This is a genomic window from Enterobacter sp. NFIX59 (genome assembly GCF_900113755.1).
In the GTDB taxonomy this organism is placed as follows: domain Bacteria; phylum Pseudomonadota; class Gammaproteobacteria; order Enterobacterales; family Enterobacteriaceae; genus Enterobacter; species Enterobacter pseudoroggenkampii.
Map to the genome: position 1 here is coordinate 26263 of NZ_FOQN01000012.1, position 17855 is coordinate 44117.

At 48.6% G+C, this 17855-nt stretch carries 22 protein-coding genes and 1 pseudogene; 8 read left to right on the top strand and 15 right to left on the bottom strand.

Annotation, left to right across the window (positions count from 1 at the left end; genetic code table 11):
- Positions 1-84 precede the first annotated feature (84 nt).
- From BM007_RS22360 to BM007_RS22415, 13 genes are all read right to left on the bottom strand, one after another.
- On the bottom strand, positions 85-600 hold the full coding sequence (locus BM007_RS22360) for a hypothetical protein (RefSeq protein WP_090421088.1): 516 nt from the start codon (positions 598-600) through the stop codon (positions 85-87).
- On the bottom strand, positions 597-1133 hold the full coding sequence (locus tag BM007_RS22365) for a lysozyme (RefSeq protein ID WP_090421091.1): 537 nt from the start codon (positions 1131-1133) through the stop codon (positions 597-599). The genes BM007_RS22360 and BM007_RS22365 overlap by 4 nt, the downstream gene beginning before the upstream one ends.
- Positions 1133-1435, bottom strand: a complete 303-nt coding sequence (locus tag BM007_RS22370; protein WP_052953277.1) for a hypothetical protein — start codon at positions 1433-1435, stop codon at positions 1133-1135. The genes BM007_RS22365 and BM007_RS22370 overlap by 1 nt, the downstream gene beginning before the upstream one ends.
- 651 nt (positions 1436-2086) lie before the next feature.
- Positions 2087-2767: a hypothetical protein gene (locus BM007_RS23170; protein WP_139210948.1), complete on the bottom strand. Its 681-nt coding sequence runs from the start codon at positions 2765-2767 to the stop codon at positions 2087-2089.
- 152 nt (positions 2768-2919) lie between these two features.
- Positions 2920-3612, bottom strand: coding sequence for a bacteriophage antitermination protein Q (locus BM007_RS22375; protein WP_090421098.1), 693 nt, complete (start codon positions 3610-3612; stop codon positions 2920-2922).
- Between the two features lie 21 nt (positions 3613-3633).
- Entirely contained in the window at positions 3634-4695 is a 1062-nt protein-coding gene (locus tag BM007_RS22380) for a DUF968 domain-containing protein (RefSeq protein ID WP_090421101.1), read from the bottom strand.
- Entirely contained in the window at positions 4692-5384 is a 693-nt protein-coding gene (locus tag BM007_RS22385) for a phage regulatory protein/antirepressor Ant (protein WP_016247390.1), read from the bottom strand. Before BM007_RS22385 ends, BM007_RS22380 begins: the two co-directional genes overlap by 4 nt.
- Before the next feature lie 14 nt (positions 5385-5398).
- Positions 5399-7336: a DNA cytosine methyltransferase gene (locus BM007_RS22390; RefSeq protein WP_090421104.1), complete on the bottom strand. Its 1938-nt coding sequence runs from the start codon at positions 7334-7336 to the stop codon at positions 5399-5401.
- The gene (locus BM007_RS22395) at positions 7329-8225 is read right to left on the bottom strand and encodes a phage N-6-adenine-methyltransferase (RefSeq protein ID WP_090421136.1); all 897 of its coding nucleotides are present in this window, start codon (positions 8223-8225) and stop codon (positions 7329-7331) included. Before BM007_RS22395 ends, BM007_RS22390 begins: the two co-directional genes overlap by 8 nt.
- Positions 8225-9088, bottom strand: coding sequence for a conserved phage C-terminal domain-containing protein (locus BM007_RS22400; protein WP_020690688.1), 864 nt, complete (start codon positions 9086-9088; stop codon positions 8225-8227). Before BM007_RS22400 ends, BM007_RS22395 begins: the two co-directional genes overlap by 1 nt.
- Positions 9078-9257, bottom strand: a complete 180-nt coding sequence (locus tag BM007_RS22405; protein ID WP_020690687.1) for a DUF4222 domain-containing protein — start codon at positions 9255-9257, stop codon at positions 9078-9080. Before BM007_RS22405 ends, BM007_RS22400 begins: the two co-directional genes overlap by 11 nt.
- 172 nt (positions 9258-9429) lie before the next feature.
- Positions 9430-9978 carry a YmfL family putative regulatory protein gene (locus tag BM007_RS22410; RefSeq protein ID WP_032678779.1) on the bottom strand — a complete coding sequence of 183 codons (549 nt, stop codon included), beginning with the start codon at positions 9976-9978 and terminating at the stop codon, positions 9430-9432.
- Positions 9979-10006: 28 nt separating this feature from the next.
- On the bottom strand, positions 10007-10216 hold the full coding sequence (locus BM007_RS22415; protein ID WP_090421107.1) for a Cro/CI family transcriptional regulator: 210 nt from the start codon (positions 10214-10216) through the stop codon (positions 10007-10009).
- Between the two features lie 94 nt (positions 10217-10310).
- Between BM007_RS22415 and BM007_RS22420 the strand changes: the two genes are divergently transcribed.
- On the top strand, positions 10311-10955 hold the full coding sequence (locus BM007_RS22420) for a helix-turn-helix domain-containing protein (RefSeq protein WP_090421110.1): 645 nt from the start codon (positions 10311-10313) through the stop codon (positions 10953-10955).
- Between the two features lie 290 nt (positions 10956-11245).
- Here BM007_RS22420 and BM007_RS22425 read toward each other — a convergent pair whose 3' ends face one another.
- Positions 11246-11536, bottom strand: coding sequence for a hypothetical protein (locus BM007_RS22425; protein ID WP_090421113.1), 291 nt, complete (start codon positions 11534-11536; stop codon positions 11246-11248).
- A 772-nt stretch (positions 11537-12308) separates the two neighbouring features.
- Here BM007_RS22425 and BM007_RS22430 point away from each other — a divergent pair.
- From BM007_RS22430 to BM007_RS22460, 7 genes and pseudogenes are all read left to right on the top strand, one after another.
- On the top strand, positions 12309-12680 hold the full coding sequence (locus tag BM007_RS22430; protein ID WP_016247397.1) for a hypothetical protein: 372 nt from the start codon (positions 12309-12311) through the stop codon (positions 12678-12680).
- 53 nt (positions 12681-12733) lie between these two features.
- Positions 12734-13564, top strand: a complete 831-nt coding sequence (locus tag BM007_RS22435; RefSeq protein ID WP_090421116.1) for a YfdQ family protein — start codon at positions 12734-12736, stop codon at positions 13562-13564.
- Between the two features lie 135 nt (positions 13565-13699).
- The gene (locus BM007_RS22440) at positions 13700-14239 is read left to right on the top strand and encodes a hypothetical protein (protein ID WP_090421121.1); all 540 of its coding nucleotides are present in this window, start codon (positions 13700-13702) and stop codon (positions 14237-14239) included.
- Positions 14227-14424, top strand: coding sequence for a hypothetical protein (locus BM007_RS23495; protein WP_016247400.1), 198 nt, complete (start codon positions 14227-14229; stop codon positions 14422-14424). Before BM007_RS22440 ends, BM007_RS23495 begins: the two co-directional genes overlap by 13 nt.
- Positions 14425-14513: 89 nt before the next feature.
- Positions 14514-14747 (top strand): annotated as a pseudogene (locus BM007_RS23500) (hypothetical protein); the annotation flags it as partial.
- Between the two features lie 46 nt (positions 14748-14793).
- Positions 14794-15003 (top strand): hypothetical protein, encoded by a 210-nt coding sequence (locus BM007_RS22455; protein WP_047055370.1) that lies wholly within the window; start codon positions 14794-14796, stop codon positions 15001-15003.
- 2 nt (positions 15004-15005) lie between these two features.
- Positions 15006-16184: a phage integrase Arm DNA-binding domain-containing protein gene (locus tag BM007_RS22460; RefSeq protein WP_090421124.1), complete on the top strand. Its 1179-nt coding sequence runs from the start codon at positions 15006-15008 to the stop codon at positions 16182-16184.
- Positions 16185-16374: 190 nt separating this feature from the next.
- On the opposite strand, the gene BM007_RS22465 is transcribed toward BM007_RS22460, so the two are convergent.
- Positions 16375-17436, bottom strand: coding sequence for a GTP pyrophosphokinase (locus tag BM007_RS22465; protein WP_090421127.1), 1062 nt, complete (start codon positions 17434-17436; stop codon positions 16375-16377).
- Positions 17437-17855: the final 419 nt, after the last annotated feature.

Consider the following 17855-nt stretch of genomic DNA (forward strand, 5'->3'; position numbering starts at 1 on the left):
GGCATCTATCAAAGCAGCAGCTTAGTGGAAGTTGCTTAATATCCTGCTGAGATAATGACTGTGGTATTCCATTGAGGGATATTGTCACTTGCGATCTTGCTCAATCTGCCTTATACCCGCGAAGTTGTTGTTACCTTTTTCGATAACGGCCAGCAGAGGCTTAATCCACAAAACAGCCTGGCAATACGTTATTGAGCCGGCGGCAGCGGTACTATCATCGGCTGCGTTAGGTCCGTCGGTATCGGCGTGCATTGCGCTGGCACGTAAACGGTACGCGTATTCGAGCAGCCCACCAGCAATGTCAGCAGGAACAGGCAGATCACAGGTTTTTTCACGGCGGAGTATCTCCAGGTATTCGATTACGGTTTCTTCGGTGCTGGTGTCGATCAGGGAGTTAAGCCTGTTGGCATGTTCTGCAACCTGATTGAATCGATTGAAGTTGAATGCCTGGGTGGCGATCACCTGCCCCTGCATAGAGTTGTCACTTCGCAGAACGTCGTTATCGCTCTGAAGGCTACTGGCGTCGGAGCAACTCTTAACGAGAGCGACCGAAAGGCCAGCTATTACGACAACGCCGATAAGACCCGGATTAATTTTCATTGGTCCAGCCCCCAGCACGCCAGCGCACTTTCCTGATCACGCCGCTCGACCTGCCCATAACAGCCATTCTTCTGGCCTTTTGTCAGGCGGCAATCACGCCCACCGTCCTTAATCCACCAGCGAATCGCCTCGCATGCCCCGTGGCGGTCACCGGCATTGATGCGCTTGTAGAACGTGGAAGGGAAGCACTTACCCGGACCAATGTTGTACGGGCAGAAAGATGCGATCCCGGCCTTCTGCGGTTCGGTAAGCGGTACCGTAATATTGCGGTTAACCCACACCAGAGCCTTATTGCGTTCGATGGCGTTCACCTGATTGCATTTGGCCTGTGTCAATTTCATGCCCTGCACAACCGCTTTACCATCAACCATCGTGGCACCGCGGCAAATAGTCCAGATTCCGCCGCCATCTTTGTACGCCGTGAGGCTGTTACCCTCTTTCTCATTCAGAAACTGATCGAGAATGACGGATGCTGGCGCACCAGCGAGTACCAGCCCCAGAACAGCAGCACTCAATTTTGCTCTGGTTCCCATCACTCACCTTCCTTTTGTAATGCCTCAACGACCACGCTTGCAGCTGCAGGACGTTCGTGAAGCGGTTTGTCACCAACGCCTTTCAGGTAGTCATTGACCATTTTTGTTCGCTTCTCATCCTCTTTACGCCTGCGGTGTGCATCTATACGCCCGTTGATGTAGGAGGCAAGCGAGATAAGCAAACCGGCTGCGCCAAAGAACATGAACACCAGATCCTGAGTGGTAAATCCAATGGCTGACGCCAGAGCCGCTACCCACGCGAAGAACTGCGTGAAGATGTTCCCTGAATCATTCATTTTCATGGTCTCTCACCTCGCAATGTGCGGGTGCTGTTACTTGAAATAAAAAAGGCCGCCAAACGGCAACCTTGGGATGTTTGATACTTTCCGGAGCTTTTTTCTCCTTAGGAGTGCAATAAATTAAACAATCCTTAAGAAGAGCTAACCAATGAAAAAATAATTAACTTTTCAAATAGTTTTTAGATGTTACCATTTGCACTAAGTCATGACTTTACCTCTTTGTGGATAAAAGAAAGACAAGCGGGCATGGGATGGAGTTATTATTGCGGAGAGGAGTGATGTCGTTCTCCGCACTTTTTTGTGCTCAAGTTAGTGAAGAAAAGACTATCTGTCGTTAAAATAGTGCCAGAAACAGGATCGTACATTACCCCCTCTTATAATCTCAACTCCTCTAGAATAATTTGCGAGAGAATACAACACACTTTCTAAGCGGCTAATTAGTTAACTCATTCACTGCTGATTATATTCAAAGTATTATCCATAGATAATAAGCGTAAAACAGATAGGCTCACTAGATTTTTGCGCTAACGCAGTGAGCTTTGGTTAGCTTGTGATCTAAATGCATGAACTTATGACTATATTGGTGATAAAACATCCTTTAGTCGCCCTGTTCACAGAAGTGAGGCCTCACATGAGACCTTTATAGTTAAAACTTTATGAATTAGACTCTAAATTTTCAGACAAGTTTATTACTTCTTGATGAATAGAAGATATATACAGGCGACACATATCAAGACATTGCCTTCTTGCATCTCCAAATTTTTTTGGAAGTTCGCTTGAGTAGTCACTATTTGCTATATCAAAGACATGGTTTATTTTATTTATAAAATCCTTGTCTTTATCGAGATCAAGAAAAGTACCTAAATAACAACGAGAGGACGAAAGTTTCACACCAAACTCTACAGACGCATTGAAAGCATCATCGATCAATTGTCTATGATTTGCTTCTCGGTTTTCTAATGAAATTTTTTGATAGGAATTATATAAATATTTATTTGTATAAAAAGCATAAGCATGTTCCAAAAAGTCAACGCAAGCTGACCGCACTTCTTTGCAAGTCTCTTTTTTCAATTCTATTTCAGTTACCAACCGAGTATTTAATCTTAATGCACTTAATTGATTTTTAATACTCAAGTTAAACTGTGACGATTGCTGCGATAAATTTTTGTTGAATTGTCGGTGTGAAAGCCACATTGCTAACAGCCCAACAGCTACAGGAGAAGCTGCCACTAATAACTGAGATATAGTATCAAATGTTGATTTAGCATTATCAACTTTTACCGTTAATACATTTTTAGCTGGACTTAAAATTTCTAATAAATGAATCAGATCCATGATCTGCTCTCCTGTAAAAGGAAGCTATCATAGCAAAAAACCTCGCAATTGCGAGGTTGAATATAATAATGGCATTTTATATGATCACAAACAAATATGACTCATTTTGTTGCATTTTGCAAGCCTGATAGAAGAAGTTAGTGAAATTTACCTCACATTTCTGCCACTTTCATTTCTTGATACTCTTCATATCGTGTCAAAATTTCGCTTAGTGCCTGACTGTCCATTTCAGCAAACGACGTTTTGAACGCCGCCCAGTGGCCTGAATACACTCTAAGCCAGGTTGAACGCTCAACGCTGACCATGCGCGCCAAAGCTGCACCAGCATACTCCTGATAGGTATTGTTATTACGTGAGAGAGCAACCTCTTGCGCCGCCAGCCAGACAAGCCCTACCAGTTTTTTAGTGACACGGTCCTGGATTTTTTTGCCACTATGCTGACGCTGAAACTGTTCCCACACGTACTGGCACATTAACGTCTGATACCGGAAAGTAAGGTCATACCCATAGCAGTACCGCACCCATGCCTGCAAATGCTTACCCAGACCATTGACCGAACGACGCCATGCTGAATAAGCGAACTCCGTATCTTTAATAGGCGGTAAAGGTCGACGACGGCTCCTTGTCTCAAGAACATAAAGTGGAGTGACCAGCGTTTTTACAACCTTTGATCCACAACATTCCCCACCCTCCATGACGATTTCAGGATGGCGCCGGGGGTATTTGTTCTTATCTGCTGGTGGATGCTCACTGAACGCCTGCAGCTGTCCTTTGGTCGTTCCTGATAAATCTGCCAGAGCGCGGCGCAGTTCAATCCGCGTAAATTCCAGTTCTTGTAAATTCATTATGTTCAGCGCTCCATACAATTACGCTTTTGTTATTACGCCGATCGCCAGCGCTCGATTCATAAACCGGAATAGCAGCTCCAGCTGGGTACCGTGTTTTTTCTCGAACGCTGCAACATCAGCATGTAATTTGCCGTGACACTCTCTGCACAGAGGGATCACAAACAAATCGTGGGCTTTAGTGGCGGTACCGCCCATGCCGTGACCAATGACATGGTGTGGATCATCCGCTGGCCGCCGGCAACCTTCACAGGGCTGGGTTTTAACCCACCGGGTATAGTCCTCATTCACCCACCTGCGGTGTTTTGGGCGCAACATGAATGATTCAGGGGATTCGGGATCCGCATGCAGAGCCAGAACCTTTGGCTGTTCATAGGCTACTTCCTGATTTGCTCCATGCTTTAATTTCGCAGCCGTGACCGCAGGGGTGACCTTCTTCTGCAAAATGCTTTTTGCCGGGGGCATCGGCACAATGTCAGTTTCTCGATATACGGATAAAAACGGCTCATCCGGTAGTCGAAGCGCAAGCTGGGCCATCCTTTCCGTGATTGCATCAGCAATGCCTGAGTAAACGGCCCACCAGCACAATTCACCGAGTGATAGTTCACGCTCGTTGTTGTAGCCAAGCGAAGACAGGATGGAACTGATCAGCCAGTTAATGAGATTACGCCGGGCCAGTTCTGCCAGCGCCGCGGTGGTTTGCTCGCGCAGCTGGTTATCGCAATGCCAACAGAGCAACATTGATCCGGGGGGATGTCGCATCGTTACCAGCTCATGATGGTGATAATCAGCGTGCGGGTACTGGCATTCCTTCACGTTACGCTCTAACCAGGATTCCAACGCGGTCAAACCGCCTGCTGCACGGATTACTCTCTCGTCGGTGAAGAATTCCTCGAGGGACTTATCTTCTGCCAGCGGCTGCCTGGCATCAGGGACGAGGCCCGACGGAAGCCCAGCCATGCTTTTTGGCTGAGGCTCCACCAGCACACGCCCCTGTTGAAACAGAGACATCAGTTCGCTGCCCGGCTTTAACACCACCAGCCCAAGGCGCGGAACAGTCTCGGCTGTAAAAAGTCCTCTCACGCGGCATGCCCCTTAGCGATGTGTGCCGTCCACAGGCCGCCGATCCACTCTATGCCTTTGGGTGTAAAACGTGCCTGGCTAAAGGCGTAGTTTGTTTCGCTCGTGGTGCCAGTTTTCACTTCAAACCGCCCGGCAGCAATGTGCTGGTGCCGTGGTGTCAGCACTCCACTGAGCCGGTACAAAATGCCGCTCTCAATGAGGAACAAGCGGAAATCGGTCTCTTTGGCCTGCAACAGCTTTGCCACCTGGCGGAAAGACATTGAGCCTTTAGCAGTACAATACCGATCGACAAACTCAACTTTCGGCGCGGCAGCGGCTAACTGCTGGGCCAGCTGTTCTTTCTGCTCGGCCAGATCCGCGGCGAGACGTAATGCCTCCGGCAATGTTTGCGGGACACTTACGGCCTGGCTGTTCTCCAGCTCTTGCCAGCGATCGACAACAGCGGCGGTAAATTCTGGCGACAGCCTGGCGACGATCACCAGAGAATCACGTTTGTTGAACCAATACTCCTCGTAGGTTTGCCCGTTTTGCGGGTGTGTGTAGGGGGTGTGCGCCAACGGCGCGGTTAAAATACCAGCAGATGCAAGGCGCTCAGCTGAGCGCTTCACATCACCATGTTTGCTCTGCACCAGCCTGGCAATTTCACGGCTGGACATTGTCACAACACCCTTTGCGGTTAACTGATTCATGCTATTTCTCCATATCAGGCGGCTGCACCCGCCTTTTGATTTGCACATAATTCAGGAAGATTTGCCTCTACCAGCGCACGAGCGAACGGCGGCGGTACTGCGTTACCGCAGCGCGCTACCTGCTTGTCTTTGGCGTAACGATTGCCGCGATAGTCCTGATCGATAACGTAGCCGTCAGGGAAGCCCTGCGCCTTATAAAGCTCATGCGGTTGCAGCATGCGCATTCCGATATCGACGATCTGGTACTTAACCCCCTCGATCGTCACCAGCCATTCATCCTCGCTATCACCGCAGTATGTTTCGAGGAATGTCCGGACCTCGCCAACATGCTGGCCACCAGCGGTAATCGTCGGCATAGGTGTATCCATGGTCTGACCGTCGCGGCAGGTTCCGCGCAGCTTCACCAGGTGCGACGCAACTACCGCGTGATGATCAACAGTAGTGACTGAGTGGGCAGGCTCATCCATACCAACACCCGGCCCCGTGTAATTCCCACCATAGTGCTTCGCCAGGAACGCGCTCACCGTTGCAAACTTATTACCACCAGCAGTGACCGTGCCGAGCGGGTTATTCAGTTGAAGAACACGCGGTTCTTGCCCTGGGCGTTCGCCGTACCCCATCTGGATCAGTGTTGGAGTTACCAGCTGCGACTTACCGCCACCACCTGCAGTAATCGTCGCGCTCGGTTCGTCAGCCCTGTGCCCAACACTGGCGCCAAACTGGCGGGCGATGACCGGCGCAACCACGCACGCGCGGGACTGCTTGAGGATTGTATGAGCGGGTTTATCCAGCGGGCGCGGCTTTGCCTGGTACTCACTGCCGCCATTGCCAGCCAGGAACGGTGTCAGGGCGGCCTCAACTACGCCAAGCGCATGCCCATTCCCGCCCGGGCGCGCCGACGTACCAGCGGTGACAGTTGGTACCGGCTCGGTTACTGGCTGCCCGGTGGCCCCGGTGCGGAATTTAGTCAGGTGCGGTACCGCCAGCGCATAGCCGTGGGTTTTCGTGATGGTCTGTAAAGGAGCCTCAAGCTCCTGCCCACGGAAACAATCATATTTGCCGTGTGAAGTGGTGTGGTTGCACTTAACGATAAACGGCGAAGCATTCTCGATAACGAAACGCTGGATGCCGCGGGCTATACGTTTGAGCGTATTTTCCGCCAGCGGCTTTTTGCGGTCGAAGATGGACCGGGCCGGGATGTTCCAGTCAATGCACTCCGCCGCGGTACGCCATGGCGCCAGCTTGCCGCTTTGTACTTCCAGTGATTTTGGATCCCCATGAGTCGCTTCAGGCCAATGAATCTTGCGGCCGTCACAGCGCATGACCATGAAGAAACGCTTTCTGATCGTCGGCGCGCCGTAGTCACAAGCGCGCAGCTCACGATAATCGACCTCATAGCCAAGCCCGGCGATCAGCTGTTGCGCCTGCTGGCCTTGCGGCTCAATGGCAAGAAATTCACAAACCTCAGCCAATGCTGGGTGATTCGCCGCGATCCCCGTCGACAGCATGCCGACAAATGCCTCGAATGTTTCACCAGCACGCTCAGGATCCGGCCGTAATTCTTCATCCAGCAGCGGGCCCCATGTCTTAAATTCTTCGACGTTCTCCAGCATCATGACGCGCGGACGTACTGCCAGCGCCCAGCGCAAGACAATCCACGCCAGCCCGCGAATCTCTTTCTTAACTGGCTTAGCGCCCTTCGCTTTGGAAAAGTGGCGACAGTCTGGGCTAAACCAGGCCAGACCGACAGGTTTACCGCTGGTGGCTGCGATTGGATCAACGTCAAACACCGACTCGCAATAATGCAGAGTGTCCGGGTGATTCGTCTTATGCATCGCAATAGCGTTTTCTTCGTGGTTGATAGCGATATCCACGCTACGCCCGATCGCCAGTTCAATGCCGGTACTCGCGCCACCGCCACCGGCAAAGTTATCAACGATAATTTCACGCATTGACGGCCCCCTGCATGCTGTTAACCAGACCACCAGCCACGCTAATTATTTCGCTGGTAGGCACGCGCTCCAGCCAGAGTTGGTTGATGTTGGCCTTCAACTTGTTCTGTTGGTTCACCCCCAGAGAATCCGCCCCCTCGACCTGGTTGAATACCAGACCAACCTCCAGCGGCCAGATGCGTGACTCTGCATCAGGCGTTGCAATGGGAGCAGGCATTACTTTTGTCGGCACCGACGGAAGGGCCAATTTTGCCGCGGCGAATTGAGCCAATGACAATGCAGCACGCCCTTTTTCTTCCAGTTCGGTGCGATTGATATAGCTGAATCTTTCACCACGCCAGGTTTTGTCAAAGACAGCGATTGCCCCGGCAAAAAATGCGCTGGTGGGTTGCTGCTTCTCGTCAGCGGGAACAAACCAAACAGGAAGATCGAACCCAATACGACCACGAATAAACATGATGTGATCGGCATCCTCCGGCCACCATGTTTCACTTGTGGCTGACTTCACGAGGTATATGTAACGACCACCTTTATCACGCATCACCATTGTGTGATTCATGATGTGGGTCATGCCAGTGATGGCCTGCTTTTCATGGTACTGAGAACGGCTGTATGGCGGATTTGCAAACGCGGCGCCACCGAGTTCTGCCAGACGCTCTGACCAGTCCTGCGTTAGCGCGTTATCTTCGGCGGTATACCATGCAGGACATTTAGCATTGCTATCGTCTGCAAACAGATCCAGAACCATCGGCCCAAATATCGAATTGATGCCCCAAAACAACAAATCCGGAGTGCGCCACTGATCGCCAACCTCTTTCAATTCATGCGCTGGCTTTGAGCGCAGTTCAGCCAGCGCGCGGCAATATTTGTTATCAGCATTCATGCTCATCATTTCGCTCCCCTGAAGCCAGCTGGGATGGCTTTATCTGGCCCACCAAATTTCATCGGATCATGCTTACGAATTGAGCCCCAGTACTGTCGTTCTGGGCGTCCTGCTGCGTTCCACTTATTTGCGGATTGCAGGTAACCTGGGAATTTAGATGGCAAAAACAACGTTGTTGGGCGCAGATATTCGGCCATTTTCAGATCTTCGCCCCACTTCTCGACGCTGTAATCCACCACCAACAGCAGCTCATCGGGCGTAAACCCGTCAGCCAGGCGAGCCCGGATGTTTTCCAAGGACGATTTGCAGACCTGATACCGTGATCCGGTGGTCTTGTTCAGATGTGATAAAACCTGCTTCGCCTGATCGGTGATAACCACCACAGGGTCGGGTTGCGCAGCAACCGGACAAGAATGTTTTTTATCTGATGGATCAGTAGTTGTATTTACTGACGGATCCCCCCCAGATTCTGACGGGTGAAAACCCCCTTTTTCATCGTTTTTTGATGCCTCAGATTTTGACGCGTCGGTTTTTGAGGCATCAGATTTTGATGCGTCAGAATCTGACAGGTGAGAAAAGGCAGCAGCCTGTAATTTCGCAACATTGAGCTGGTAAACGTTCGATGCATTGCGGTTGCCTTTACGGCGCTGCTGGCGGGTTAACCAACCATCTTTTTCCAGTTGAGATATGGCAGTGCGAACCGTGCTCTCACCAGCACCAATCTGGCGCGCGATGGTAGCAATGGAGGGCCAGCTAACCCCTTCATCACTGCTGAAGTCTGCCAGACGCGCCATGATGGCAACGCTGGACAGCTTCATGCCAGAAGCGGCACAAGCGTCCCAAACGTAACCCGTTAATTTAGTGCTCATGGTCGTCCTTTAACTCTGTAAACTTGCGCTTGAATTGTTCGAGCGGGCTGAAACATTCGTGGTTATAACCATCCCGCAGGTAGATAACTCGTTGAGTCTCTGGCTCCCACCGGATAACCCGAACGGGGATCCCTCTGTGGTCTTTGAACCTTCGGTTAACTTCGCGCATAAGCGTTTCGCCTTCCTGTAGTAAACCCCCACAATTGCGACCGCCCGACTGTGGTTACATGGCACCCAGCGGTTTGCTATTCTGCGTTCATACCGAAACAACGGAGCGCCCGGTACCGGGATCATCCTGAGTTGCGGTAAACGGTTAAAAGCCGTTAAACTGGTCATGCGGATTACTTCTCCATACAAGATTTGTCTGCCACGACGCCCGGAGCTGCACACTCGCGGGCGTCACCTTTTTCCGGCGCACAAAACACACGGAAAAGCAGCGTCAAATGTTCCTGCCACTTAGCCATCACCTGATAGCTGTTCTCTTCAATCTGGGCGCGTTCTTGAGCATCAATAACGCCGTCAGCGGTAGCTTTGCGAACGTATTGCGAATGCCTGCCGATCCACTCCACTGACTCCATAAGACGCTGGTTGATGTCGCCGTTCTCTATTTCTTCAACGTCAGCCAATGGCACGAAAACACCGTTCGAGTGACGTGCAATAGCGTTCGCTATGTGGTTTGAACCACCAGCACGTTGAAGCACCATCGCCCAACCCAGCGGGAAGATCTGATCGCCATCGGTACGCAGCCGGTTAAACAGCGCATTCTCGGTCACACCCAACCACTCAGCTGCTTCGGAATACCCGCCAGGCAGTTCAGTTATCGTTTTTTTGATTGCGGCCACCAGCCAGGCTGGCTGCTTATCCACTTTCCATTCAGGTTCTATACCCACGGCTTGTACCTCTCTTCTGTGGTATTTCTTAGGACTTCAGTCCATTAGGCTTGTTGTAAAGCTCAGGACGAAAAACGAGCTTTCCTTTGGTGCGATATGCAGCTTCAGCAGCGCGGCCTTTTGGTATTAAACTGCCCGGCCTTTTCCGCCATTGGTAAAATGCCTCAGGGGATACACCGAAGAAATCAGCTGCTTTATTGGGTGTTCCGAAGAACGTTTCTAACTCAGTTGTTGTCATACACCCTCCTAAATTTATTTAGATATTACGTACCAAACAAATTTAGGTCAATTAAAGCTAAGATAATTTAGTTTTTGACAACTGGCGAACAACCGTGAATACATTTGGAAGTCGTTTAAAATCACTAAGAAAGGAGCGAAAGCTCACACAAAAGCAACTTGGTAGGGTTGTGGGCGTGACGGATGTGACTGTCGGGTATTGGGAGAAAGACCTAAACATCCCAGGCGGTGTCTCGCTTACTAAACTTGCTCGGTATTTTGGCGTATCAGAAGCTTTTCTTTTAACAGGCAAAGAAGAAAAATCTAATGTCTCTACTGGTACCATTGGAGCAATGCAAGTACCTATTATCAGTTGGGTACAAGCGGGAACGTGGACATCTGAAAGCGACGCAAGGAATCTAGAAGGCGCTGTTGATTACATTCTAACAACAGGTGCGCACTCCTTTGGAACGTTTGCCCTTAAAGTCCGCGGCAAATCGATGGAGCCAGAATTTAAGGAGGGCGATACCATAATTGTTGATCCTGACCTTTGCCCAGCCCCAGGAGATTACGTAGTCGCCAAAAATGGTAGCGAGTACGCCACCTTCAAGAAATATCGTGCAAGAGGCGTTAATGAGGACGGTAAGGAAGTCTTTGAACTTATTCCATTAAATCCTGATTTTGCTCCTTTAAACTCTGCTGTAGAACATATCTCTATAATTGGAGTGGTCGTAGAACATCGACGACAAATGCGCCGCTAATCCTTCCTCCTTTCCCTCCTCCCTTGGTGAAAACTAAAAATATTTAGCCATTTCACCTTGACCATTAAACTAAATTATTTTAGATTTCATTCATCAACAACGAACAGGCAGGAAGCCCACGAAGTAGCCGCCGGTAGCATATGAATGACCGGATGATTCGCAGGAATATATAGGTGAATAGAAATGACGAAACGTCTTCAGCAGGAATCAGAATGCTAAGTTTGCGGTCGCAAAGAATGGATGGCGAAAGTGCCATCCACTGAGGAGCTGCAGGATATTGGAAAAAATCGCTATCCGTGTTTCACAAAGACTGTTTTCGCTATCTCAGATGCCTGGTCAAGAAACTCAGGTCGGTCTTTATCCCCCTCAGGATAGTGCTCAATAGTTGAGGCTAAGGAAACTCGTGCACGCTCCTTTGTGGACTCATCCATAGCGGTAAGTCCAGAAGATAAAACTAGTACATACGCATAAAGTTCGTTTTGAGTTTTGTTGAGCCTTTCATTAACCAGCTCGAGTGCCTTTGTAAGATTAGAGATATCGGAGCGGAGTTGATTAATAGTTTGCTCTTGAGCAGATGACATAACGCTTAGTCCTTTAACTTGCTGGGGAATAAGCAGAATAACCGAATCCTTGTTGTTGGGGAATAGCAGGCATCACCTCGCCTGATGTGGCTAAAAGCAGGCCAAAACAATAAGACGTGCTCCCTGTTCTGGCTGCTCACTTCCCCCTTGAGGGTGACAGCCAGCTTTTTAAGGGCACAACAGGCGAGAGCATTGCTGATTATCGGACTGCGTGAGACGCGACGCGGTAAAGCAGGTAAACAGTGCTCTCACCGTTGTGGTGAATGCACAGGCTGATGTGCAGCGGACTATTAACCCGCGCGGGGCAATGGCACAACCATCCCGAAAGTTGGAGATCAGCACCGACCAGCACAACACAACATGAAAGCGCATTCCTCTTTTCACTGATGGGGATCGGTTTGTTACCTGGTGGAGTGCGCTTCCAGTTGTGGTAATGCGGCTCTGCGCACGTGACGAGGCCAACAAATTTTTATTTCAACATTTGAAATGAATACGTTTCTTGAGGTGTAGCGTCGCCGGTTCTGGCCGGTCCGGCAGGTGGAGGCACCACCGCCACAACAAAATCATTGCTGTGTGTAGTCTTTGCCCATCACATCGGTGGGCACCTTTTTTACACAAGAGACAAGGGCATCACCGGGCGACGGGCTCATTCCCCAATCCACCCGGGCGCAGAAATGGTGGTTGCAGCCGTCAGTGCTACGCAGGTGCCCTTTTCTGTTGTGTATGGAGAAGTTCCACTGGCGGTGGCAGCCGCCTCACCGAGGGTTAGACCATGAGTAATGACCGCATGACCGTAGTGCCCGATTTCCTGGGCGAACTGGATGCCGGCGTGTTCATGAACAAGATCGCGGCAGCTTTAAACACTACCGCGCTTGGCGTTCTGAACAACGGTACCAAGGGCAAAGTAGTCCTCACCTTTGATATTGAGCGTATGGGTAACTCCGTCGAAGAGAAGCGCGTCAAGATCAAGCACAAGCTGAACTACGTCACCCCAACCCCGCGCGGTAAAGCCTCCGAAGAAGACACCACCGAAACACCAATGTGGGTTAACAAAGGCGGCAAGCTGACCATCCTGCAGGAAGATCAGGGGCAGCTGTTCGGGATCAATGGCGGCGTTGACGGAAAGCTTAAAGCGGCACAGTGATTCGCAGCAGACAAATCACTGACATCCGATTGACCACATATTAAGGAAATTTTATGTCCCAGATTTTAGACGGCAATGCCCTGCAGCAGGTGAAAGACTTGGTTCTTTCCGGGTACCACCTGGATGCAGCAAAAGTTACGGCATGCCCGACTGCCCTGCTTCCTGAAGGTGTTAACGTTGAAAGCCTCGAGCGTTTCGAACTGGAGCGTTTTCGCTTCCGTGGCGCCATGACCACAACCAGTATTCCTGATTTTGTGCGTTACGCAGCAGGCTATGCCAACGAAGCCGAACCAGCGCGCTGCTTTATCGATGCTGACAACATGACCGCACGCTCTGTCTTCAACATCGGTACATTGGCTAACCCTGGCCATGCTGATAACGTCGCCTCTATCAACCTCAAAAAGACAGCACCATTCCGAGCCTTGCTTCAGGTAAACGGCAATCGTCTGGGCCAGAAAGAAATTGCTGAATGGCTGGAGGACTGGGCCGACTTTCTGACCGCATTTGATGCCGACGGGAATGTGTTGTCCATCGCGCAGGCAGCTGGTGCCGTTCGTCGCGTCAATATCAAACAAGTCTCGGAAGCAGCTCATGAAGACGAAGATTTTGGCGGCAGAAAGTCCCTGATGCAGAGCGTTGAAGCCAGCAGTAAAGACGTGATGCCTGTCGCCTTCGAGTTCAAATGCGTGCCATATGAAGGCCTGGGCGAACGCCGCTTTAGCCTGCGTAACAGCCTGCTTAAAAGCGGCGAACCGGTGTTTGTACTCCGCATCGTTCAACTGGAAGCCCAGGAAGAAGCTATCGCCAACGAGTTCCGTGACCTGCTGATCGAGAAGTTCACCGACAAGCCGGTTGAAACCTTTATCGGTAACTTTAAAGCGTAATTTCACTGCATTAAATCCCCGGCGCCGCGGGGATTTATTGAAGCGTAATTCCCTTTATTAATCGCCAATGGCGAGGGATTCGTACAACCAAAAACTGGCGCAGGTGCAGCTGCCAAATATGGAGAAGAAAATACGATGAGTTATATCCAGACACTTTCAGGTAAGAAATTCGATTACCTCAATTCAACCACTGACGACGTAGAGATCGAGGATATTGCGACCGCACTTTCCCACATCTGCCGCTTCAGTGGTCATCTGCCGGAATTTTACAGCGTGGCCCAGCACTCGGTACTGTGCAGCCAAATTGTGCCGCCAGAGTTTGCCTTTGAAGCCCTGATGCATGACGCAGCTGAAGCCTATTGCCAGGACATCCCTGCCCCCCTGAAAGCATTGCTTCCAGATTACCGCCGCATTGAAGAGCGGGTAGAACAGCTGCTCCGGGCCAAATTCAGCATCACCCCTGATATGTCAGCGGTAGTGAAATACGCCGATCTGGTGATGCTTGCCACGGAACGCCGCGATCTGGATATCGACGACGGCTCACTCTGGCCTTGCCTCGAAGGTATTCCGGCCAGCGACATTATCCAGATCGTTCCTCTTCGCCCAGGCCAGGCATATGGTTTGTTCATTAACCGTTTCAATGAGCTTACGGAATCACGCGCATGCCTCGCATGAAGATAAAAGAACTGGTAGCCGCAGCCCATGCTGCGGCGGGGAAACTGCCACCAGCAGAAGCTTCCCTGATGCGTGAGGTAGCCACTCGCTTGGACGTTACATTTGCCGCCTTGACGGAATCGATGGACCAGCGAATGAGCCTTGACGCCGAAATAAACCATCTTCGTCAGGAGTCCGTCCAATGACCCCCAACAAATATGCGACTCTGCGCGCCACAATCGCCAGAGCCAAACGCCACGACTGTCAGAAGGTAGTGATGCGTGTGACGTTAGTTGAAGAACTCCTCGAACAACTAGCAAACGCGGAAAAGCGAAGTGCTGTACTGGAGGCGCGGGAGGTAAATCTTCCAAAACGTAGCGTAGGCGAAGTAATGCACATTAGCGGGTTCAGCCGCGAATATGCAGAAGGCTGGTGTTCTGGTAATGACAACGCTATTCACGAGATTCTTACGGCTGGCATTAAGATTTTTGCAGCACCGAAGTTGAACATCACTACCAGTAGCGAGTAACAATACTATTAGCCCGGGTGCAGCCGGGCTTATGGAGAAGGAAACCATGGCAAAGCTGATGAAGGCGAGTCAATGGGGACGCCGAGAGTTCACCGATGACTCTGTTCCTGATAACCGAACGATTAAACGTTGGGTCGAGAATGGTTTACTCATGGGGCGTATCGTGGACGGATCTGTTTTTGTCTGCGAAACAGAAAAATGGGGCGTCGACTCAATGGTTAGTCAAGCAGTTCGCCAGTTGATTAATGAGGGCTAACCATGGCGGCAAGGCCAAGAAAAAAAGAATACCGACACCTGCCAGATTATTTATTTTTTGATAAAGATCGCGGTGTTTATAAATTCACGCTTGTAACAGGCAAGAAGAAGAATATAGGTAAGGATCGGGCCATGGCCATAGCTATTGCCCGTGAGTACAACCTTAGAATGAGACCTGAACTTTCTCCATCCGTTGATAATCTCATTAGAGAATCCGGCGGTGTTACTGGAGAAGCCAAACCATTTGCAGATCACGTGGATCACATCATGGCTCGGGCTGTTGAAGACGAACGCCCTTCTCAGAGTACATTGGATGATTGGAATAATGACGCATTACGCGTGAAAGATTTCTTCACTAGTATTCCAGCTTGCGATATCGAACTGGAGCACGTGAACGCCTACATCAACAAATACCATGCCGGCGCGTCCGCCAACGTGCAAAACAGAAAAGTCAGCTTTCTAAAAAAGCTTTTTTCGTATGCAGTCGATGAATCCTTGATGCTCGACAATCCAGCGACCAGGAAGAAAATGCGCAGGACTGAAGAGAAGAAAAGGCAACGACTGTCGCTAGAGCATTTCATGGCTATACGTAGTGCTGCGGCGCCGTGGTTAAGAACTGCGATGGATTTGGCCTTACAGACGACACATGCACGCCTAGAAGTATCTAGGATTCGGTATTCCATTCGTGAACCAAAGAATGGTATTTGTGGTTGTGTATGGCTCGAACAGCCAGAAGATGGCATATATGGAACGCTTTACATCCATCGTCAAAAGGTACAAAAGAAGGAAGCATCCCACGTTGCGATTCCAATTGGAGATGAGTTAAAGCGCATAATTGATGAAAGTAGGGATAACGTAGCCAGTCCGTTTGTTGTTCACAGGATTCCGGAGCGACAGGTTAAACGCAGTAAAGAGGTGTCACACCCGACACAGGTTGCTCCAGATTATCTGAGCAGGTCGTTTTCAGCACTACGAGACAAGCTAGGTTTATGTGACAAGCTGGCAATGGATGAAAGACCAACTTTTCATGAAATCCGAGCGCTGGCTGCTCACCTTTTTGATAAGCAAGGTATAGATCCACAAGGACGCATGGCGCACAGCGATGCGAAGTCGACAAAAATCTACACGCAAAACCACATCGATTGGGTTGTCGTTCCGCATGGAGAAATTATGGCTTATTAGCTTATTGCGCATAACAAGCTGGAACTAGCTTATGTAAAATGACAGGTTTTATACTGACAGTTCCATCTGAATGGGCTTCGGTCAGGACTTGGGAATTTTTTGACTAAAAAACTTTGAATCATTCAGGATAAATGTACTCCATTTTTCAAAGCCATCATTTTTGATGGCTATTGATGCTCGACAAAAAAAATTAATCATTCATTAATGTAAAAGCTTGAACTAATTGTGTTGCTCTATTTTGATCCATAAAGTTGGAATAGAATTTTTTATGCCTTTCCAATTCCTCAGGTTCAGACTCTGAAGCCAGAACCCAATTAATAGAATCTTTCCCATTCAACGCCTCATAATTATGAATTACCATTATATCGCGTAAAAAAGCATATATATTTAAATGGACACCATTTAGTTTGCATACTTCACTATAATTTTCTGGTATGGCTTCAGTAATTTCATTAAAACTATTAAGACCTGAGATTTTTAACTCCTCAAGAATTTCCTTTGATGAATCACCTTCCCAATCAAAGACTGGCATTAGCTCCAGCCCCAATTCCTTGGTAATTTCCTCCACGAACTTGTGTAAGTTTATAGAGTTGATTTTTTGTAAAGTTAATTGCCCTAAGTCATTACTATCAATTAATTCTTTATATTGTTCAATTGAGCTAACTATTTCAGAAAATCCCTGATCGGCTATCTCAAGCATTCCCGAAAATAGATTTATTTTTCTCTGTATTTGTAAAGGTAAGTTGGTACCTAACTTATAATTTCTATCATGTGTCAGTTCAGCCCAAGCATGCTGCAACATTGTTCTAATTTGAATTTCACATTTCAACCCTGAAATATATTCATATTCTTTTAAAGCAATTCTATTTTCACCAATATCACATACATAATGTACGGACCTATAACCTATTTTATCTGATGAAAGTCTACTCTCATTACTCATGCTGTTTTTTTCATCGATATTAAATGTTGATTTTATAATTTCACTTACTTTAGCTATATCTGATTCAAGGTAAAGTATAACTCTGACACCTGAAACATCGGTTAGCTCATCAACTGGTTTTCTATAATTTTTTCGACCAACCTTTTCGATAATTCCTTCTTTGGTTTTAGTCCTATAACTTACAGAAAGATACGCTATTTCATTCTGCTGGAGTAAAGTTTCAATTATAAAAGCAATATGTTTTCCTAAAAGCTCAAATTTTGGAAGACTCTCATCAATCCATTTATTTAACTCAAATTCCTTCGCCATGTGTTTACCCTTGAAATTATTAAATTCATGCGCATTACATACAACAAATTAACTATTCCAACCTATGATATTATAAATTTAATTAGAGTTAATTTAAAACATTTTAACCTTAAATTTGTAAAATCACATCACCCTCGCCAAAAAGAGTTTTCATCCACAGTGCCACAGGCATATTTGATGCTTTCCACCCTAAGCTTAGGCAACTCATACTTAAATCCTTTGGGGAGAAACTACCCATAACCCATTGATGTATATAGTGCGAATTTTGCTAAAAAAGCACTGTTTGTTTGTACACATGAACACCTCCCGACACCATAAAAGACGCTGTTTGTAGCACTTTAGTTGCGGTGTCATGGGGTGTCGGGGGTCGGAGGTTCAAATCCTCTCGTGCCGACCAAAAACACATTGAAAACCAGCCT